Here is a 17,578-nt window from a genome sequence, read left to right on the forward strand (position 1 = left end):
CGACAGGGAAGCCGGTGAAAAGGGGCGGTGAAACACGGACGCGGCCGAGTGAAGGTTCGGCCGCGTCCGTCCCATCCGGGCGGGGATGGTGTTCGGGCAGGGATTTAAGGGTTCGCCTCACCTCCTCATACGCACCTGTGGGCCGACGGGTTCAGTGGAACCGCCCCCGCCGCTACTGCGGCGGGGGCGGGGTCTTCACGCGGTGGTGCAGGTGATCTCGGGGGTCGTGGACGTGCCGTTCGCGATGAACCCGAACGTCGCGGACGCGCCGGGCGCGAGCCCGCCGTTCCACGCCTCGTTGGAGACGGTCACCGTGCCGCCGGAGGCGGTGTGCCGGCCGCCCCAGAGCTGCGTGATCGTGCTCTGCGTGCTCCAGGAGACGGTCCAGCCGCTGATCGTGGAGCTGCCGTCGTTGGTGACGGTCACCTCGGCCTGGTAGCCGCCGCCCCACGAGTTGACCAGCGTGTACGCCGCAGAGCACCCGCCGGACGGCGACGAGCCGGACGTGGTGAACGACGTGCTCTCCGATGCCTGCGAGCTGTTGCCGGCCGCGTCGCGCGCCACCACGCTCACCGTGTACTCGGTGTCAGGGCTGAGCCCGGTGAGGTCGAACGACGTGGTCGTGGCCGTGCCTGCCTTGGTGGACCCCAGGTAGACGTCGTAACCGGCCACGCCCACGTCGTCCGTGGACGCCTCCCAGCTCACGAGGGCGCCGGTGGCGGTGATCCCGGACACCGCCGGCTTGCCCGGCCTGCTGGGCGGCGTCTGGTCGGCGGAGTCCTCGGTGGTGAACTCCGCGGTCTCGGACGGCTCCGAAGTGTTGCCTGCCGCGTCCCGCGCCACCACGTGGACGGTGTAGGACGTGGCAGGGGTGAGCCCGGTCAGGTCGAAGGACGTGGTGGTGGCGGTGCCTGCCACGGTGGACCCCAGGTAGACGTCGTATCCCGCGACGCCCACGTCGTCGGTCGAGGCCGTCCAGGTGAGCCGGGCCGATGAGCCCGTGATCGAGGAGACCTCGGGCGTGCCCGGCTTGCTGGGCGGCGTCGTGTCCTCTTCCTCCTGACCCGGCGGCTCACCCCAGATCTTGGTGTCGCCGCTGTAGAGGGTGATGCGGTCCGTACGCACCGGCGTGGTGCCCGGCGTGGTCGGGATGTCCTGGTACGACCAGTCGTTGGACGGGTCCCACGTCCCCGCGCTGGCGATCCGGAACTGCACCTCCCTGCGGTGCTGCGACTGACCGGCGGGCGCGATGGCCTGCCCCGAGCAGTCGATCTCCGCGTAGTACGTCCGCCCGCTCGCCTGGTGCAGCGTCGGCGCCTCGCACTGCGTATAGGCGGAGGAGACGCTGATCTGCGAGGCGGTGGTGTCGCCGTCGAGCGTGAAGTAGTAGCGGAACTTGCCGTCGGACAGCACCCGCGCCGGCCAGGCCGACTGGTTGCGCACGATGGCCTTGATCTCGGTGAACGTCGAGCCGGAGGCGTTCACGCCCGCTTCCACGAAGATCTCGGGACCGTCCGGGGTCTCCTCGACGGGGAAGTTCGCCGCGGGTTCGCCGCCGTACTCCTGGTAGAGCCGGGCCACCGCGCTGGTGAAGCCGGCGTTGTAGTCGGTGGCGACCTCGTTCATCACGTAGTCGTCACGCGCGTCGGTGTAGGCGTCGTTGGGGTCGGGCGGGCCGCCGACGAGCGCGCCGTACAGCGTGTGGCGGGTCTCCTCGGGGTTGGTGATCTGGTCCGTCCACGAGCCGTGCGCGGTCCGGTGGTGCGGGTTCTTCGGCGGGTTGTCGCCGAAGCCGATCACGTACGAGGAGTTGCGCGGGTTGTCGCCGAGCGCGTAGTTGATCTGCTGTACCGCGAAGTCGTGGTAGCGGGCCTTACGCGTGGCGTCGGTGATCGAGTCGCTGTGCACCAGCGCGGCGAACGCGGTGTTGGCCGCGTAGCGCAGCGAGCCCCACCGGTCGAGCACGGCCTGCCCGCCCGGCGAGTACGCCACCTTGGAGCCGTTCACGCCGACCGTCCACCAGTCGAGCCAGCGGTTGGCGTCGTCCAGGTACTGCTGCTTGCCGGTGAGCTTGTGCAGCAGCACGTACGCGCCGTACGACTTGTCGTCCCAGGCGATCGTCCACTTGTACGACTTGATGTCGGTCTGCGGCTCGGTGCCGAGGTTCGCGTACCCGGCTTCGGCCTTGGCCAGGTAGGACTCGTCGTTCGTGGCCCGGTAGAGCCAGATCGCGCCCCACACCAGCTCGTCGTTGTAGCCGCTCCAGGAGTTGTAGTAGCCGGAGGCGTCGGTGATGCAGTCGGTGTACTTCTGCCGGACGGTGTCGGCGAAGTTGTACAGCTGTTCGGCGTGCGTGACCAGCGTATCGGCGTAGGACGGGTTCGTCGGGCGGAAGACGATCGACGAGGCCGCCATGGCCGCCGCCGTCTCGCCCGCCAGGTCCGACCCGCCGCACGAGGCGTCGATCTTGTACGCGGGCCGGTTCATCGCCATCGCCTCGGCGGGGCCCCACCAGGCGTGGTCGGTGCCGCCGTTGCCGACCTGCCCGTAGAGCACGTTCGGCGACGGGTGGGCCTTGATGAAGTAGTCGTTGACCCACTTGAGGTTGTTGAGCAGGTGGGTGAGCTGGCCGGAGGAGACGTAGGCGTCGCGGTACTCGACCGCGCCCCAGGCCAGCATGGTGGCGGAGAAGGCCATCGGGAAGCCGAACTTGACGTGGTCGCCCGCGTCGTACCAGCCGCCCGTCAGGTCGAGTCCGACGTCCTTGCCGTCGTCGAGGCCCGAGTCGCCGCGCCAGGAGACGCGGTTCCAGTCGGGCAGCCTGCCCGACTGCTGGGCCTCGTAGAACCACAGCGACTTCTGCAGCGCCTCGCCGTAGGCGAAGGCGGGCGCGGCCTGCGCTGCGGCGGCGTGCGCGTCCTTCGCGGCGTGGGCCGCCGGCCCTGCCCCGAGCAGGGGCAGGACCAGCGACGCCGCGGCGATCATCACCGCTTTTCTCACGGGAACAACCGCCCGTACTCGGCGAGGGCGACGGCGACGTCCACCTGCGCCCAGAACCGGTGGTAGTTGAAGACCGGGGCGGGGCCGGTGCCGTCGAGGTAGTCCTTGACCTTCTCCCAGTCGGGGTCGTCCTCGTAGAACGACCTGATCGACAGGAACGTGGAGTCCGAGTTGATCGGGTCGCCGTTCGGCATCGTGCCGCTCCAGCCCTCCGGGACGTAGATCGGGTCGTCCACGCGCTGGTAGTCGGCCTTGGTCTCCGGCACCGAGACGCCCTTGTCGTCGCGGTTGGCCCAGACGCCGTCGAGCAGCGCCTTGGCGGTGTCCCTGGCCTCGGCGTGGTTCGCCTTGGCCGCGTAGTACATCAGCACCTTGGCGTACGCGCCGGCCACGCCGACGTCCTGCGTGTAGTCCTTGACGGTCACGTGCAGGTTCGGGTTGGCCGGCGGCATGCCGGTGTCGGAGTCGAAGTCACCGGCGGGAGCGCCGGTCCACTCCAGCGTGGAGGGGATCTCGTAGCTGCCGTCGGAGTTGATCGTGGTGTGGTCGAGCGCCCACTCCACCCACTTGTCGAGCAGCGCCTTGGCGTCGGCGTTGCCGGTGGCGTAGTAGAGCTGCGCCACGCGGTCCATCGTCCACGCCTGGAAGCCGAACCACTGGTTCGACGGCGGGTCGTGGTAGACCGGCTGCCAGTCGTAGGTCATGCCGTGGAACTTCGGCAGGTTCGACGGCGGCGTGCCGTAGTGGCCCTCCCAGCTGTTGGTCGCGCCGCCGGCGATCGCGCCCTCGGCCGACTGCAGCCACGTGTAGAACTGGAGCTGCCGGGTGAGGCTGGTGCTCCAGTCGCTGGCGCCGGTGGCGCTCTTCGGCTTGAGCTCGTTCACGTTCGACAGCGCCCAGGCGGCGAACGGGTTCTGGTAACCCGAGTGGCTGTGGCTCGAACCGATGCGCCAGGCCCAGCCGGCGCTCGAGTCGGTCGCGCCGCCCCACGCGTAGTACCAGCTCAGCAGGTAGTGCGAGGCGTTCTTGCCGGTGCCGGCCGGGCACGAGGGGCTCGTGCAGCCGGGCTGCTTGAAGTACTTGTCGTACATCGCGTAGCGGAGGTAGTCGCCCATCTTGGCGGCCTTCGCCACGGTGTCGGAGATCTCCGACTCCTTGTTCTGCTCCTTGGCCCAGGTCAGCGCCCAGTAGGCGGCCTGGACCGCGCGGGCGTCGGCGTCGGGAGCGTTGGTGTACTTCCACTGCTTGGCGTAGGAGGCGTCCTTGGTGAACAGGTCCAGGTAGCCGTTCGGACCGCCGTGCGCGAACGTGTCGCAGGACGGCTGCGGGATCGTCTCGAAGACCGACTCCTCGGCCCCGCGCTGGTAGGTGTTGATGTAGGCGGGCTTGGTGGTGCCGTCGCCGCAGCGGCCGAAGCCGTAGGTGTTGTCGACGTCCAGCAGCCAGTGCATGCCGTAGATGTCGCGGGTGCCGTACGCGCTCTGCAGCTCGTTCGCGATCGGGTCGGAGCCGACCGACACGCTGCTGTCGAGCTGCGTCGGGTACTCGCTGATGTCGGTGTGCTCGGCGGCGTACGTCGCCGGCTTCGACGGGTCGTAGAACGAGTTCGTCGGCTGGTCGGCGGTGGACGGGATGATGTACTGCTCCATCGACGCCCACGCGGCGTTGAACTTCGACCAGTCGCCGGTCACCCGGCCGTAGGTGGCCTCCAGCCACAGGTAGTAGCTGTAGGCCTCGGACGTGGTCTCGTGACCGTGGTCCGGCGCCTCGACCATGAACGTCTCGATCGAGTGGTACGGCACGCCCTCGGGCGAGAAGTAGCCGTTGGCCGGGTCGTGGATCTCGTTGTACAGCTCGACGAAGCGCTGCACGTACTCGTTGTCGCCGCCGACGTCGTCGTCCGCCTCGTTGGCGGTCACGTCCACGGCGGTGTATCCGTCCGCGCTGACGCGGAAGACGGCCGAGCCGGCGGTCGTGTCCTCGTCGTCGGCCGCGCTGATCGTGAAGGTCTGCGCCTCGTCGTAGTCGCTCGGGGTGAACGTCGCGGACTCGGGCGAGACCGTGAGGTCGGTGTCACCGCTGACGCGGGCGACGCTGACAGTCACGTCCGAGGAGGGCTCCTGCGAGAGCCGGACGCTGAAGGTGGCCTCGCCCTCCTCGGGCACGGAGACCGTCGTCGGGCTGACGACGAGCGCCGGGCCGGTGTTCGGCGAGACCGTGATGCCGACGGGCGCGGAGGTGGTGACCAGGCCGCTGTTGTCGGTGGCGCGGGCGGTGATGGAGTAGCTGCCGGCCGCGACGTTCGTCCAGTCGTAGGTGTAGGGGGCGGAGGTGTCGGTGCCGAGCAGGGTGGTGCCCTGGTAGAACTCGACCTTGCTGATGGTGCCGTCGGAGTCGGAGGCGGTCGCCGCGATCGGCACGGTGGCCGGGGCGGTGAACGTCTGGCCCGCGGTGGGCGAGGTCAGCGTGACGGTGGGCGCGGAGCCGGTCTCACCGCAGGTGACGCCGTTCACGCTGAACGTGGTCGGGCTCGGGTTGCTGCCCGTCCAGGTGCCGTTGAAGCCGATCGAGACGGAGGCGCCGGTGGCCAGGTTGCCGTTGTACGGCATGTTGGTGGCGGTGACGCGGGTGCCCGACTGGCTCCAGTTCGCACCCCAGCCGCTCGGGGTGTACTGCTGGCCCGTGGTCGGGAAGTCGAAGGCCAGGGTCCAGGAGCTGATGGGGTCGCCGGTGTTCTTGAGCGTGATGTTGGCGGTGAAGCCGCCCTGGTTCTGGCCGCTGGTCCACTCGTTGGCCGCGTACGTCACGTCGCACGCCACGGCCGCCTGGGCGGGGGTCGCCGTGACGGTTGTGGTCAACCCTGCCGCGAGGATCAGGGTGGTGGCCACGGCGAGCCGTCTCGATAAGCGGGTCAAGAGGTTCGGAGGTCTGTGCTTCACGGGATCTCCAGGGGAGTAGGAATTGTGGGAGCGCTCCCAAACGGGATTGTGGGTGACGCTGCCCGTATGTCAACGGAATGGCATCGCGGTAACCCCCGCGTTTCCTCTCACCTGGCTGCCCGGGATGAAAGTTTCATCCGCGTTCCGGGGCATTAGACGAGCATGTGGGGCGGCTGAGGGCTTCCGGAGGGGCGGCCTCTGTACACCGTGGCGAGTGCGGCAGACCATGGGAGCGCTCCCAGCCACCTAGCCACTGGAGATGATCGCAAGTGAGACTCCACCGCGGCCTCCGCAAATGGGCCGTGACCATGACAGCCGCGAGCATCGCGGCCTTAGGACTCGTCGCCGGCCAGAGTACCGCGGCGAACGCCGCCGTCGCCTGCGACGTCACCTACACAGCCAACTCGTGGACGAGCGGCCAGAACCAGGGCGGTTTCACCGCGAACATCACGCTCAAGAACACCGGCGATCCGCTCTCTTCGTGGTCGCTGGCCTTCGACTTCCCGACCACGGGCCAGCAGTACACCCCGAGCGGCTGGGGTGCGAACTGGAGCCAGTCGGGCACCCGCGTCACCGCCACGAACATGCCGTACAACGGCGACCTGGCCACCGGCGCCTCCGTCTCGATCGGCTTCAACGGCACGTGGACCGGCAGCAACCCCGAGCCCACGTCCTTCACCGTGAACGGCACCCCCTGCGGTGACACGCAGACCCCCGCCGAGCCGTCGGTGATCCTGTCGGCCAGCTCCGTGGCCGTCGAGGAGGGCGGCACGGCCTCGATCACCGCCCGCCTGTCGGAGGAGCCCTCCTCGGCCATCACCCTCACCACCGCCCGCACCAGCGGCGACACGGACCTGACGGTCGAGACCGGCGCCACGCTCTCCTTCACGCCGAGCAACTGGGACACCCCGCAGACCATCACGCTGGCCGCCGCACAGGACGACGACGACGAGGCGGGCACCGCCACCTTCAGCGTCGCGGGCAACGGCGTCACCGGCGCCACGTTCACCGCGACCGAGGTGGACGACGACGCCACGGTGGAGCAGGCGATCATCGTGACGCCGACCTCGGTGACCGTCCCCGAGGGCTCGACCGGCACGTTCACCGCGCGCCTCGCCGCCGAGCCGTCCTCCGACGTGACCGTCACCACGACGGCCGGCAGCGGCGACTCCGACCTCACCGTCAGCTCCGGCGGCTCGCTCACGTTCACCGCGTCGAACTGGAACACCCCGCAGACGGTCACCCTGGCCGCCGCGCAGGACTCCGACTCGGTGAACGGCTCCCGCACCTTCACCGTGGCCGCCGACGGCCTGACCCCGCGCACGGTCACCGCCACCGAGGCCGACGACGACGGCGTCTCCACGCCCACCCACGTCGAGAACCCGTACGAGGACGCCACCGGCTACGTCAACCCCGACTGGAGCAGTAAGGCCGCGAACGAGCCCGGCGGCAGCGCCGTCGCGAACATCTCCACCGCCGTGTGGCTCGACCGTATCGCCGCCATCGAGGGCGCGGGCGGCGCCATGGGCCTGCGCGCACACCTGGACGAGGCCGTCAGGCAGGACGCCGCCAACGGCTCCGCGCCGCTGACCATCCAGATCGTCATCTACAACCTGCCCAACCGCGACTGCTCGGCGCTGGCCTCCAACGGCGAGCTGCGCATCTCGGAGAACGGCTTCAACCGCTACAAGTCGGAGTACATCGACCCGATCGCCGAGATCCTCAGCGACTCCGCCTACTCCAACCTGCGCATCGTCACCATCATCGAGCCCGACTCGCTGCCGAACCTCGTCACCAACCTCGACAGGTTCGCCGACTGCCGCGAGGCCAACGGCACCGGCGGCTACCGTGACGGCATCCGGTACGCGCTCGACCAGCTCCACGCGATCCCCAACGTCTACACCTACCTCGACGCCGCCCACCACGCCTGGCTCGGCTGGGACTCGAACTTCCAGCCCGCCGTGAACCTGTTCTACGAGACCGTGGCCGGCACCGCCGACGGCGTGGACAGCGTGGACGGCTTCATCGTCAACACCGCCAACTACTCGGCCACGGTCGAGCCGCACTTCACCATCAACACCACGGTGAACGGCCAGTCGGTCCGCCAGTCCAAGTGGGTGGACTGGAACTACTACGTGGACGAGCAGTCCTTCGCCTCCGACCTGCGCAGCGCCCTGATCTCCAAGGGCTTCCGCTCCGGGCTCGGCATGCTGATCGACACCTCGCGCAACGGCTGGGGCGGCTCCGACCGGCCCAACGGCCCGAGCTCGTCGAACCAAGTGGACGAGTTCGTCGACCAGTCGCGAATCGACCGCCGCATCCACGCCGGCAACTGGTGCAACCAGAGCGGCGCCGGCATGGGTGAGCGTCCGACCGCCTCGCCCGCTCCCGGCTTCGACGCCTACGTGTGGATCAAGCCGCCGGGCGAGTCCGACGGCTCCAGCGAGGAGATCGACAACGACGAGGGCAAGCGGTTCGACCGCATGTGCGACCCGACCTACGAGGGCAACGAGCTCAACGGCTACAACCTGACCGGTGCGCTGCCCAACGCGCCGATCTCCGGCCAGTGGTTCTCGGCCCAGTTCCGCGAGCTGCTCGCCAACGCCTACCCGCCCATCAACTGACAGGCCCGGCCGGCCAGAACCCCGCCTGACCCGGGGCGACGGCCGGCCTGAGGGACTCGCCTGACCCGGGTCCCTCGACTCCCGAAGCGGGGTCCGGACGCCGTACCGGACCCCGCTTCCTCACGCCCGCAGGTAGCCGCCCCGCCCTCCACCCACTCGCGCCCTTTCCAGGCGGACGCGCTCGACCCTCTTGCTCGCCCGCACTCACCTGCCCCCGGCGAAAGGCGCGGGCAGGGCAGTGGCCTGCGCCTGGCCGAAAGCGCAAACCGCGGGGCAGGATCGGGCGCCACCGGCGGGGCGGCGCGTACCGGGCAGCGGTGTGAGCGCGCAGCAGCGGCGGGGCGGCGCGTACCGGCAGCGGTGCGAGCGCGCACCAGCGGCGGGCGCAGCACGTATGGACGCCGGTGGGAGCGCGCGTCAGCGGTGGGTGCGGCGCCAGTCGGCGGCGATCGCCTCCACGTCGAACGGCATCATGTTGAGCGGCGGCCCCGAAAGCCCCGTCCTGATCGCCTCGCGGATCCGCTGGTTGATCTCCTCGATGATGCGCCGTGCCTCGGCCTCGCTGCGGGCGCCGCGCGCCTCGGCCAGCGCGGTCTCAGCGTCCTTGCGGAGCTGCAGCGACGGGGGCAGCGGCATCGCCAGCCCCTCGCTCTCGATCTTTTGCTTGACCCACCAGTTCTCGTCGAGCGGCTTGCCCTGGTCGGGCAGCGGCTTGCCCTTGCCGGGCAGGTCGTCGAACTCGCCGCGCTCCTCCGCCTCGCGGATCTGCCGGTCGATCCAGCTCTCGAACGGCATCCCGATGGGCTTGCGCTGCGTCACGTACGGGTCCTCCTCATGCAAGGTTGTGGCGGGGCGCCAGGGGAGCGCGCCAGCCCAGCACGGCCTCGGTCATGCGTACGGAAGCGACGGTCGCGGCGACGTCGTGCACCCGCAGGATGCGCGCGCCCTTGAGAATGGCGATCACGTTGGCGGCGATCGTGCCCTCCTTGCGCTCGCCCTGGGGCCGGTCGAGCGTCTCGCCGATGAAGTCCTTGTTGGACAGCGCCACCAGCGTCGGATAGCCGATGGCGGTGATCTCCTCCAAGCGGCGGGTCAGCTCCAGCGAGTGGAAGGTGTTCTTGTTGAGGTCGTGGCCGGGGTCGATGATGATCTTCTCCGGCGCGATGCCGGCCTTGAGCGCGTACTCGACCCGTTCGCACAGGTAGTCGGCCACCTCGGTGACGACGTCGCCGTAACTGGGCCGGAGCACCCGCCGGCCGGGCCCGCCCAGGCTGTGGGTGACGACCACGGCGGCGCCGGTGGCCGCCGCGACCTCGGCGATGCCCGGTTCGCGCAGGCCGTTGGTGTCGTTGATGACGTCGGCGCCGGCCGCGATGGCCGCCTCGGCGACCTCTGGGCGGTGGGTGTCGACCGAGATCACGGCGTCGGTGGCGGCCCTGACCTCGGCGATGACGGGCGCCACCCGGTCGATCTCCTCGGCCGCGCTGATCGGGGCCTGGGCGGCGCTGAAGGCGAAGCCGCCGATGTCGACCCAGTCGGCCCCTTCGTCCACGGCCTTGGTGGCCGCCGCGACCGCCTGGTCGAGCGCGAAGGTGCGGCCCTGGTCGTGGAAGGAGTTGGGCGTCCTGTTGACGATGGCCATGATCGCGACCTGGCGCTCGAAATCGAACTCCCGCCGGCCGAGACGCCGGACGGGAGCGATGATGCCGGATGCTGGGATGTCGCCGCTCACGTGGTGATCCTCTCCGTCCCTTCGAGCCTACCCGGCGGCCGTGCCGGTCAGCCGCGCGCGGGACGGGTTCGCGATCAGGCGGTGAAGCAGCCGGAGCGCCCGTCCCCGGGGGCGGCGACCCTGATCCGCCGCATGCCCCTGCGTACGGGGAGTCCGGCGGCGGGCGGTAACCGCATGGTGAGCAGCACGCTGGTGCCCTCAGGCCCGGTGCGCAGGTCGGCCGTGTCGCACAGGCGGCGCATCAGGTACAGGCCGCGTCCGGTGCTCGCGTTGCCGGACGCCTGTTTGTCGCCGTCCACGTACGGCTCGGGGATGCCCGCGCCCCCATCGCTGATCTCGGCCCTGATCGCGCCGTCGGCCGTCCACAGCCGCAGGTGACCGATGCCGCCCGCGTGCTCCACGGCGTTGACCACGCTCTCGTGGACGGCGAGCACGAAGTCGTCGAGCCGGACGCCGTGCAGCCCGCAGCCGATGGCGTGTTCGGCGACTTCGCGGCGCAGCCTGCTGATGTCCTCGGAGGTGAAGGTCTGGCTGAACGACATGCGCATGCGCTCCTCCGTGCCAATTCCGACACAGGCCGCGCTTCAGGACCTCCTGTGTTCGTTCATTTCCCAGACCGCCGGAATTTACACAAAGTCAGAGACTCAGGGGCGTTTGCCCATGCCGGACGCCATCTCGCGCACCCGTCCCGCCGGTCCACTGTCGGGGGCCAGCGGCCCGGTGTCCATGCCCGCGCCCTCGCGCAGCCCTTCGAAGAGCTCCTGCATCGCCTCGTACGACGAGTACCGCGGCGTCCAGCCGAGCACGTCGCGCGCCCGGTCGGTCTTCATCAGCGGGATGCGCAGCGCGAGCTCGAGCAGGCCCGGCGAGGCCGGGAAGAGCCGCAGGGTCCAGCCCGCGGTCACCGCCGCCATGGCCAGCCGCGGCGACACCTTCAGCGTGCGGGTGCCCAGCATGTCGGCCAGGTCGTGCGGGTCGAGCACGGGCTCGGCGGCGATGTTGAACGCCCCGCGCACGGGTTGGGTCACGGCCAGCCGGTACGCCTGCGCCGCGTCCTCGGCGTGCAGCACCTGCAGCCGCAAGCCGGGGATGTCCGGCACGAACGGCACCCGCCCCGCCCTGATCAGCCGCCTGGGCACCAGAGGTCCGGCGAACAGCCGGCGCTGCTCGGTGGCCGCCGCCCGCTGGAAGATGAAGCCGGGCCGCATGCGGACCACGCGGATGCCCGGGTGATCGTGCTCGAAGACGTCGAGCACCCGCTCCACGTACGCCTTCTCCCGCCCGTACGCCGCCCCCGGCCAGCCGTGCGTGGGCCAGCTCTCGTCCACGGGACGGTCCTTGGGCCCCGGCGAGTACGCGCCCACCGACGAGGCGTGCACCAGCGCCCGCACCCCGGCCTCCGCGGCGGCGCGGAAGACGCGCATGCTGCCCAGCACGTTCGCCCGCCAGGTGACGGCGGGGTCCCTGGTCGGCTGGAACAGCCAGGCCAGGTGCACCACCGCGTCGGCGCCGTCGAAGATCCTGGTCAGGTCGGCGGTGGCCACGTCCGCCTGACGCCACTCGGTGCGTTCGGCCTGCCAGCCGGGCATCCGGCGGGCGACCCCGACGATGGAGGTGACGTCGTCGTCCGTGCTCAGGGCACGCACCACGCTGGTGCCCACATTTCCCGTGGCTCCCACCACTACGACTCTCATGGCAGCACCGCTGCCCTGGTCGTGGGCGGCGAAACCCGAGCTCAGGGCTCCAACAGGATCTTCACCGCGCCGTTCGCCTTCTTCTGGAACATCGCGTACGCCTGCGGCGCCTGGTCGAGCGAGAGCCGGTGGGTGGCGAGGTCCATCACGCCCAGCGGGTCGCCGTCGCCGGTGAGCAGCGGCATCAGCGGGCTGATCCAGCGCTTGACGTGCGCCTGCCCCATGCGCAGCGTGATCCCCTTGTCGAACATGCGCAGCATCGGCAGCGGGTCGGTCATCCCACCGTAGACGCCGATGATCGAGATGACGCCGCCGCGCCTGACGGTGTCGATGGCCTGGTGGAGCGCGTGCAGCCGGTCGATGCCCGCGTTGGCCATGAGCGGCGCGGCCACCGCGTCGGGCAGCAGCCCCGTGAGTGTCTGGGCGAGCTTGGCGCCGGGCGAGCCGTGCGCCTCCATGCCGACCGCGTCGATGACGGAGTCGGTGCCGCGCCCCGACGTGCGCTCCCTGACCTCGCCCGGCACGTCGGCGACCTCGCTCGCGTCGATGACCTCGATGCCGTGGCGGCGGGCCATCTCCAGGCGCGCGATGACGCCGTCCACACCGATCACGCGGTGGCCGAGGTGGCGGGCGATGCGGGCGCACATCTGGCCGATCGGGCCGAGGCCGTACACGGTGACGCTGCCGCCCTCGGGGATGTCGGCCCACGCGACGGCCTGCCAGGCGGTGGGCAGCACGTCCGACAGGTAGACGAAGCGCTCGTCCGGCGGCCCCTCCGGGACCTTGATGGGGCCGAACTGGGCCTCGGGCACCCGCAGGTACTCGGCCTGCCCGCCGGGCACCTGGCCGTACAGCCTGGTGTAGCCGTACAGCGCGGCGCCCATGCCCTGGTCGCGCACCTGAGTGGTCTCGCACTGCGCGTACAGCTCGAGGCCGCACATGTGGCAGTGGCCGCAGGAGATGTTGAACGGGATGACGACGCGGTCGCCGGGCTTGAGCGTGGTGATGGCGGAGCCGACCTCCTCGACCACGCCCATGGGCTCGTGCCCGAGGATGTCGCCCTCGGCCATGAAGGGGCCGAGCACCTCGTACAGGTGCAGGTCAGAGCCGCAGATCCCGGTGCTGGTGACCCTGATGATCGCGTCGTTGGGCTCCTTGATGGCCGGGTCGGGCACCTCCTCGACCCGTACGTCGCGCTTGCCGTGCCAGGTGACTGCCTTCATGCTCGTCTCCTCGAAGCCGGAGCAACAAAGGCCGCATACCCCCACATAGAACGCCAAACAGCGTCGCGCGCCGGGCGGCCGCCCTAGACTGCGCGCATGGACAACCCCCTGGAGCCCCGCGCCGACGACACCGTCCTCGAGCCGCGCGTCCTGCACCGCCCGGCGCAGGAGAGCGTGCGGCCCACCCCGCTGGACTCCGACGAGGAGGCGCGCTTCTACGCCACCATGGCGCAGTGGCTCGCCCAGGAGCTCGCACAGAAGGGCTTCGTACGCCTGGCCGCCGCCGACACCCCGGAACGGCAGCGCCAGTTCCAGGAGGTGGCGCACCGCGCGAGCGAACTGATCCGGCGGCCGATCACCACGACGTCGAGCAGCCACGGCATGACCTTCGAGCTGGCCGGCCACGAGCCCCTGCCCGGCGCCCGCTGAACGCGCCGCATCAGACCCTGCCCGGCGCCCCCAGAACCCGCCGTATCAGATCCTGCCGAGGGCGTGCAGGGCGTCGCCGGCGGCGCGTGCGATGCCCTCGCCGGTCAGCCCGGCCTCGGCCAGCAGCTCCGAGCGCCCGCCCTGGCCGATGAACGCGCACGGCAGCCCGAGGTTGAGCACACCCTGGCCGGGCCCGCACACCTGGCGCACCAGCGCGCCGACCCCCGAGGCGGCGACGCCGTCCTCGACGGTCACCACCAGCCGGCTGCCGCCGACCGCCTTGCGCAGGTCATCGGAGACCGGAATGACCCACCGCGGATCGACCACGCTCGCCCCGATGCCGGACTCCGCGAGCAGGGCCGCCGCGCTCAGGCACGGCCCGGCCATCGGGCCCACCGCCACCAGCATCACGTCCTGCCCTCCGGAGACCAGCACGTCCACCTCGCCGACGCTGCCGACCGGCGGGATCTCCGCGCCGACCGGCGCCTTGGGGAAGCGCAGCGCGGTGGGCCCCTCGCAGGCGACCGCCTCCTCCAGCAGCTCGCCCAGGCGTACGGTGTCGCGCGGCGCGGCCACCCGCAGCCCCGGCACGATCGCCAGCGTCGCGAGGTCCCACATGCCGTGGTGGCCCGGCCCGTCGGGGCCGGTGATCCCGGCCCTGTCGAGCACGATCGTGACCGGCAGCCGGTGCAGCGCGATGTCCATCAGCACCTGATCGACCGCCCGGCCGAGGAACGCCGCGCAGATCGCGACCACCGGGTGCAGCCCGCTCATCGCCATGCCGGCCGCCGAGGCCATGGCGTGCTGCTCGGCCACGCCGACGTCGAACATGCGGCCGGGAAAGCGCCGCCCGAACGCCGCGAGCCCCGTGGGGCCCGGCATGGCCGCGGTGACCGCGACCAGGTCGCGGCGGCGCTCGCCCAGCGCGCACAGGTGGTCGGAGAAGGCGTGCGTCCACGTGCCGCGCACCGGTGACAGCGGCCGTCCCGTGGCCGGGTCGGAGGCGGGGATGGAGTGCAGGTGCTCGTCAAGGTCCTGCACGGCGGGGCCGTAGCCGCGCCCCTTGCGGGTGACGCAGTGGACGACGACGGGCGCGCGCAGCTCGCGGGCCGTGCGCAGCGCCTGCTCCAGGGCGGCGATGTCGTGGCCGTCGACCGGGCCGAGATAGCGCAGGCCGAGGCTCTCGAACACGGAGACGCCGGGCTCGGCCCGCAGCCGGGAGAGATGCTCGGCGCAGCCGCCCACGGTGGGCGCGTAGGAGCGGCCGTTGTCGTTGAGCACGACGACGACCGGCAGGCTCCGGTCGGCGCCGAGGTTGTTGAGCGCCTCCCAGGCCACGCCGCCGGTGAGCGCGCCGTCGCCGACCACCGCGACCACCGGCCTGCCGCCGTCGCCGGCCAGCCTGCGCGCCTTGGCCATGCCGTCGGCGTAGGCGAGCGCGGTGGAGGAATGGGAGCCGTCGACGTGGTCGTGCGGCGACTCGGCCCTGCTCGGGTAGCCGCTCAGCCCGCCGCGCACGCGCAGCTCGTCGAAGGCGTCGCGGCGGCCGGTGAGGATCTTGTGGACGTACGCCTGATGGCCGGTGTCGAAGATGATCGCATCGTCCGGCGAGTCGAACACCCGGTGCAGCGCGATCGTCAGCTCGACGACGCCGAGATTGGAGCCCAGATGGCCGCCCCGCGCGCTCACCTTCTCGATGAGGAAGTCACGGATCTCGCGGGCCAGCGACGGCAACCGCCAGGAGGGCAGGGCCCGCAGGTCGTCGGGGGTGGACACGTGGGGCAGCACCGTCTTCATGACATCCCCTGGCCGCGTGACTGCTGTGGCAAAAGAAAACCCGAGCCACAAAAGATACTTTACACAATCCGTATCGGATGAGTAACTAGGTGTAGTGACGGACGACAGAAGGGCCGCGCGTATGCCGGTGAGCTTCCCGCAGCACTCCCTTGGTTCCCGCATCGACAAGCGACTCGGCGAGTTCCTCGATGCCTGGGGCAACCCGGTCTCCGACCCCGGCGTCGAGGCGGCGTACGGACTGCTGGCGGACTTCATCCTCGGCGGCGGCAAACGCGTGCGGCCGCAGCTGTGCTACTGGGGCTGGCGCGGCGCGGGCGGCGACGACTGCGAAGAGATCATCACCGCGGCCGCCGCGCTTGAGCTGTGCCACGCGGGCCTGCTGATCCACGACGACATCATGGACGGCAGCGACCTGCGCCGCGGGCAGGCCACCGTGCACCGCAGCCTGTCGGCCCTGCACAAGGGACCGGGCGCGGAGGCGTTCGGCAGGGCCGGCGGCATCCTGCTCGGCACGCTGAGCCTGGCCTGGTCCGACGCGCTGCTGTCGTCGTGCGGCGTCGAGGCGGACCGGCTGCGCGCCGCGCACCACCTGTTCGACGCCATGCGCACCGAGGTCATCAGCGGCCAGTACCTCGACGTGCTGGCCCAGCTCCGCGCGGGTGCGACCGAGGCGCAGGCGCTGACCGTGATCCGCTACAAGAGCGCGAAATACACCGTCGAGCGGCCGCTGCAGATCGGCGGCGCGCTGGCCGGCGCCCCGCCCGACCTGCTCGACGCCTACTCCAGGTTCGGGGTGCCGCTCGGCGAGGCGTTCCAGCTCCGCGACGACGTGCTCGGCACGTTCGGCTCGGCCGAGGAGACCGGCAAGTCGGCGCTCGACGACCTGCGCGAGGGCAAGCAGACCGTGATGTACGCCCACGCCGTGCAGCACGCCTCCCCCGCCCAGCTCGCCCACCTGCGGACCTGGCACGGCAACCCCGAGCTGACCGAGGAGCGCGCCGAGGAGGTGCGCCGCATCCTCATCGACACCGGCGCGCTGGCCAGGGTCGAGAACATGATCGAAGACCGCGTCCGCCAGGCCGTGGCGGCGCTGGACGAGGCGCAGATCAAGCCCGAGGCGGCCGGCGTGCTCGCCGAGATGGCCGACCAGCTCGCACATCGCAGCAAGTGAGGGGATCCCCACATGGGACGGGTGCTGCTCGCGGCCCCGCGCGGCTACTGCGCGGGCGTCGAACGCGCGATCGTCACCGTCGAGGAGGCGCTGCGGCGCTTCGGACCGCCGGTCTACGTGCGCAAGCAGATCGTGCACAACACGTTCGTGGTGGACGACCTGACCAGGCGGGGCGCGGTGTTCGTCGAGGAGCTGGACGAGGTGCCCGAGGGCGCGCTCGTCGTGTTCTCCGCGCACGGCGTCGCCCCGGCGGTGAAGGAGGCGGCGGGCCTGCGCGGCCTGCGCACCATCGACGCCACCTGCCCGCTCGTCACCAAGGTGCACAAGGAGGCGGCCAGGATGGCCGAGGCCGGGCACCAGATCGTGCTCATCGGGCACGCCGAGCACGAAGAGGTCGAGGGCACGGTGGGCGAGGCCCCGGGGCGCATCCACGTCATGGACCCGGCCAGGCCGGACGAGCTGGCGCTCGACGGCTCGGAGCCGGTGAGCTGGGTCTCGCAGACCACGCTGGCCGTGGACGAGACGATGCGGGCGGTCGCCGGGCTGCGCGACCGCTTCCCCGGCCTGGTCGATCCGCCCAGCGACGACATCTGCTACGCCAGCCAGAACCGCCAGGAGGCGGTCGCCAGGATCGCGCCCGAGTGCGAGCTGGTCGTCGTGGTCGGCTCGGCCAACTCCTCCAACTCGCGGCGGCTCGTCGAGGTGGCGCTGAACGCCGGCGCGGACGCGGCCCACCTGATCGACCGGGCCGCCGACGCCGACGAGCGCTGGCTCGACGGCGTGCGCACGGTCGGCGTCAGCTCCGGCGCGTCCGTGCCCGAGCCGCTGGTCGGCGAATTACTCGACTGGCTCTCGGCCCGCGGGTTCGCCGACGTCCAGCCGGTGACCCTGGCCGAGGAGACGCTCACGTTCTCCCTTCCGCTCGAACTCCGTTCATCCCGCAACCCCGGCTAGTCCGCACATAGAGAT

12 protein-coding genes are annotated in these 17,578 nt (G+C 70.9%); 4 read left to right on the top strand and 8 right to left on the bottom strand.

Annotated features, from left to right (window positions below):
• Positions 1-195 precede the first annotated feature (195 nt).
• Together AB0K67_RS23465 and AB0K67_RS23470 are read right to left on the bottom strand one after the other, a co-directional pair.
• Positions 196-2,985, bottom strand: a complete 2,790-nt coding sequence (locus AB0K67_RS23465; RefSeq protein ID WP_364064741.1) for a glycoside hydrolase family 9 protein — start codon at positions 2,983-2,985, stop codon at positions 196-198.
• 11 nt (positions 2,986-2,996) lie between these two features.
• Entirely contained in the window at positions 2,997-5,888 is a 2,892-nt protein-coding gene (locus tag AB0K67_RS23470; protein ID WP_364063827.1) for a glycoside hydrolase family 48 protein, read from the bottom strand.
• Between the two features lie 359 nt (positions 5,889-6,247).
• On the opposite strand from AB0K67_RS23470, the gene AB0K67_RS23475 reads away from it, so the two are divergent.
• Positions 6,248-8,563, top strand: a complete 2,316-nt coding sequence (locus AB0K67_RS23475; RefSeq protein WP_364063830.1) for a glycoside hydrolase family 6 protein — start codon at positions 6,248-6,250, stop codon at positions 8,561-8,563.
• Between the two features lie 417 nt (positions 8,564-8,980).
• On the opposite strand, the gene AB0K67_RS23480 is transcribed toward AB0K67_RS23475, so the two are convergent.
• From AB0K67_RS23480 to AB0K67_RS23500, 5 genes are all read right to left on the bottom strand, one after another.
• Positions 8,981-9,382, bottom strand: a complete 402-nt coding sequence (locus AB0K67_RS23480; RefSeq protein WP_364063833.1) for a DUF1992 domain-containing protein — start codon at positions 9,380-9,382, stop codon at positions 8,981-8,983.
• A 13-nt stretch (positions 9,383-9,395) separates the two neighbouring features.
• Complete coding sequence (gene folP, locus AB0K67_RS23485) at positions 9,396-10,295, bottom strand: dihydropteroate synthase (protein ID WP_364063835.1); 900 nt, start codon at positions 10,293-10,295, stop codon at positions 9,396-9,398.
• 74 nt (positions 10,296-10,369) lie between these two features.
• The gene (locus AB0K67_RS23490) at positions 10,370-10,843 is read right to left on the bottom strand and encodes an ATP-binding protein (protein ID WP_364063838.1); all 474 of its coding nucleotides are present in this window, start codon (positions 10,841-10,843) and stop codon (positions 10,370-10,372) included.
• A 96-nt stretch (positions 10,844-10,939) separates the two neighbouring features.
• Positions 10,940-11,989: an NAD-dependent epimerase/dehydratase family protein gene (locus tag AB0K67_RS23495; RefSeq protein ID WP_364063840.1), complete on the bottom strand. Its 1,050-nt coding sequence runs from the start codon at positions 11,987-11,989 to the stop codon at positions 10,940-10,942.
• Positions 11,990-12,030: 41 nt separating this feature from the next.
• On the bottom strand, positions 12,031-13,212 hold the full coding sequence (locus AB0K67_RS23500; protein WP_364063843.1) for a zinc-dependent alcohol dehydrogenase: 1,182 nt from the start codon (positions 13,210-13,212) through the stop codon (positions 12,031-12,033).
• Between the two features lie 96 nt (positions 13,213-13,308).
• Here AB0K67_RS23500 and AB0K67_RS23505 point away from each other — a divergent pair, with 96 nt between their 5' ends.
• On the top strand, positions 13,309-13,641 hold the full coding sequence (locus tag AB0K67_RS23505) for a hypothetical protein (RefSeq protein WP_364063846.1): 333 nt from the start codon (positions 13,309-13,311) through the stop codon (positions 13,639-13,641).
• Positions 13,642-13,686: 45 nt separating this feature from the next.
• Here the strand turns inward: AB0K67_RS23505 and AB0K67_RS23510 are convergent, their stop codons facing one another.
• Complete coding sequence (locus AB0K67_RS23510; protein ID WP_364063849.1) at positions 13,687-15,438, bottom strand: 1-deoxy-D-xylulose-5-phosphate synthase; 1,752 nt, start codon at positions 15,436-15,438, stop codon at positions 13,687-13,689.
• A 94-nt stretch (positions 15,439-15,532) separates the two neighbouring features.
• Between AB0K67_RS23510 and AB0K67_RS23515 the strand changes: the two genes are divergently transcribed.
• Positions 15,533-16,609, top strand: a complete 1,077-nt coding sequence (locus AB0K67_RS23515; protein ID WP_364063851.1) for a polyprenyl synthetase family protein — start codon at positions 15,533-15,535, stop codon at positions 16,607-16,609.
• Positions 16,610-16,630: 21 nt separating this feature from the next.
• Positions 16,631-17,563 (top strand): 4-hydroxy-3-methylbut-2-enyl diphosphate reductase, encoded by a 933-nt coding sequence (locus AB0K67_RS23520; RefSeq protein ID WP_364064744.1) that lies wholly within the window; start codon positions 16,631-16,633, stop codon positions 17,561-17,563.
• Positions 17,564-17,578: the final 15 nt, after the last annotated feature.

Source organism: Nonomuraea sp. NPDC052634 (genome assembly GCF_040678535.1).
GTDB lineage: Bacteria > Actinomycetota > Actinomycetes > Streptosporangiales > Streptosporangiaceae > Nonomuraea > Nonomuraea fastidiosa.

Bases quoted from the DNA above. Each gene is read 5' to 3' on its own strand.
- AB0K67_RS23465 (WP_364064741.1), bottom strand. From the start codon at position 2,985: ATGATCGCCGCGGCGTCGCTGGTCCTGCCCCTGCTCGGGGCAGGGCCG.
- AB0K67_RS23475 (WP_364063830.1), top strand. From the start codon at position 6,248: ATGACAGCCGCGAGCATCGCGGCCTTAGGACTCGTCGCCGGCCAGAGT.
- AB0K67_RS23490 (WP_364063838.1), bottom strand. From the start codon at position 10,843: ATGCGCATGTCGTTCAGCCAGACCTTCACCTCCGAGGACATCAGCAGG.
- AB0K67_RS23495 (WP_364063840.1), bottom strand. From the start codon at position 11,989: ATGAGAGTCGTAGTGGTGGGAGCCACGGGAAATGTGGGCACCAGCGTG.
- AB0K67_RS23500 (WP_364063843.1), bottom strand. From the start codon at position 13,212: ATGAAGGCAGTCACCTGGCACGGCAAGCGCGACGTACGGGTCGAGGAG.
- AB0K67_RS23505 (WP_364063846.1), top strand. From the start codon at position 13,309: ATGGACAACCCCCTGGAGCCCCGCGCCGACGACACCGTCCTCGAGCCG.
- AB0K67_RS23510 (WP_364063849.1), bottom strand. From the start codon at position 15,438: ATGAAGACGGTGCTGCCCCACGTGTCCACCCCCGACGACCTGCGGGCC.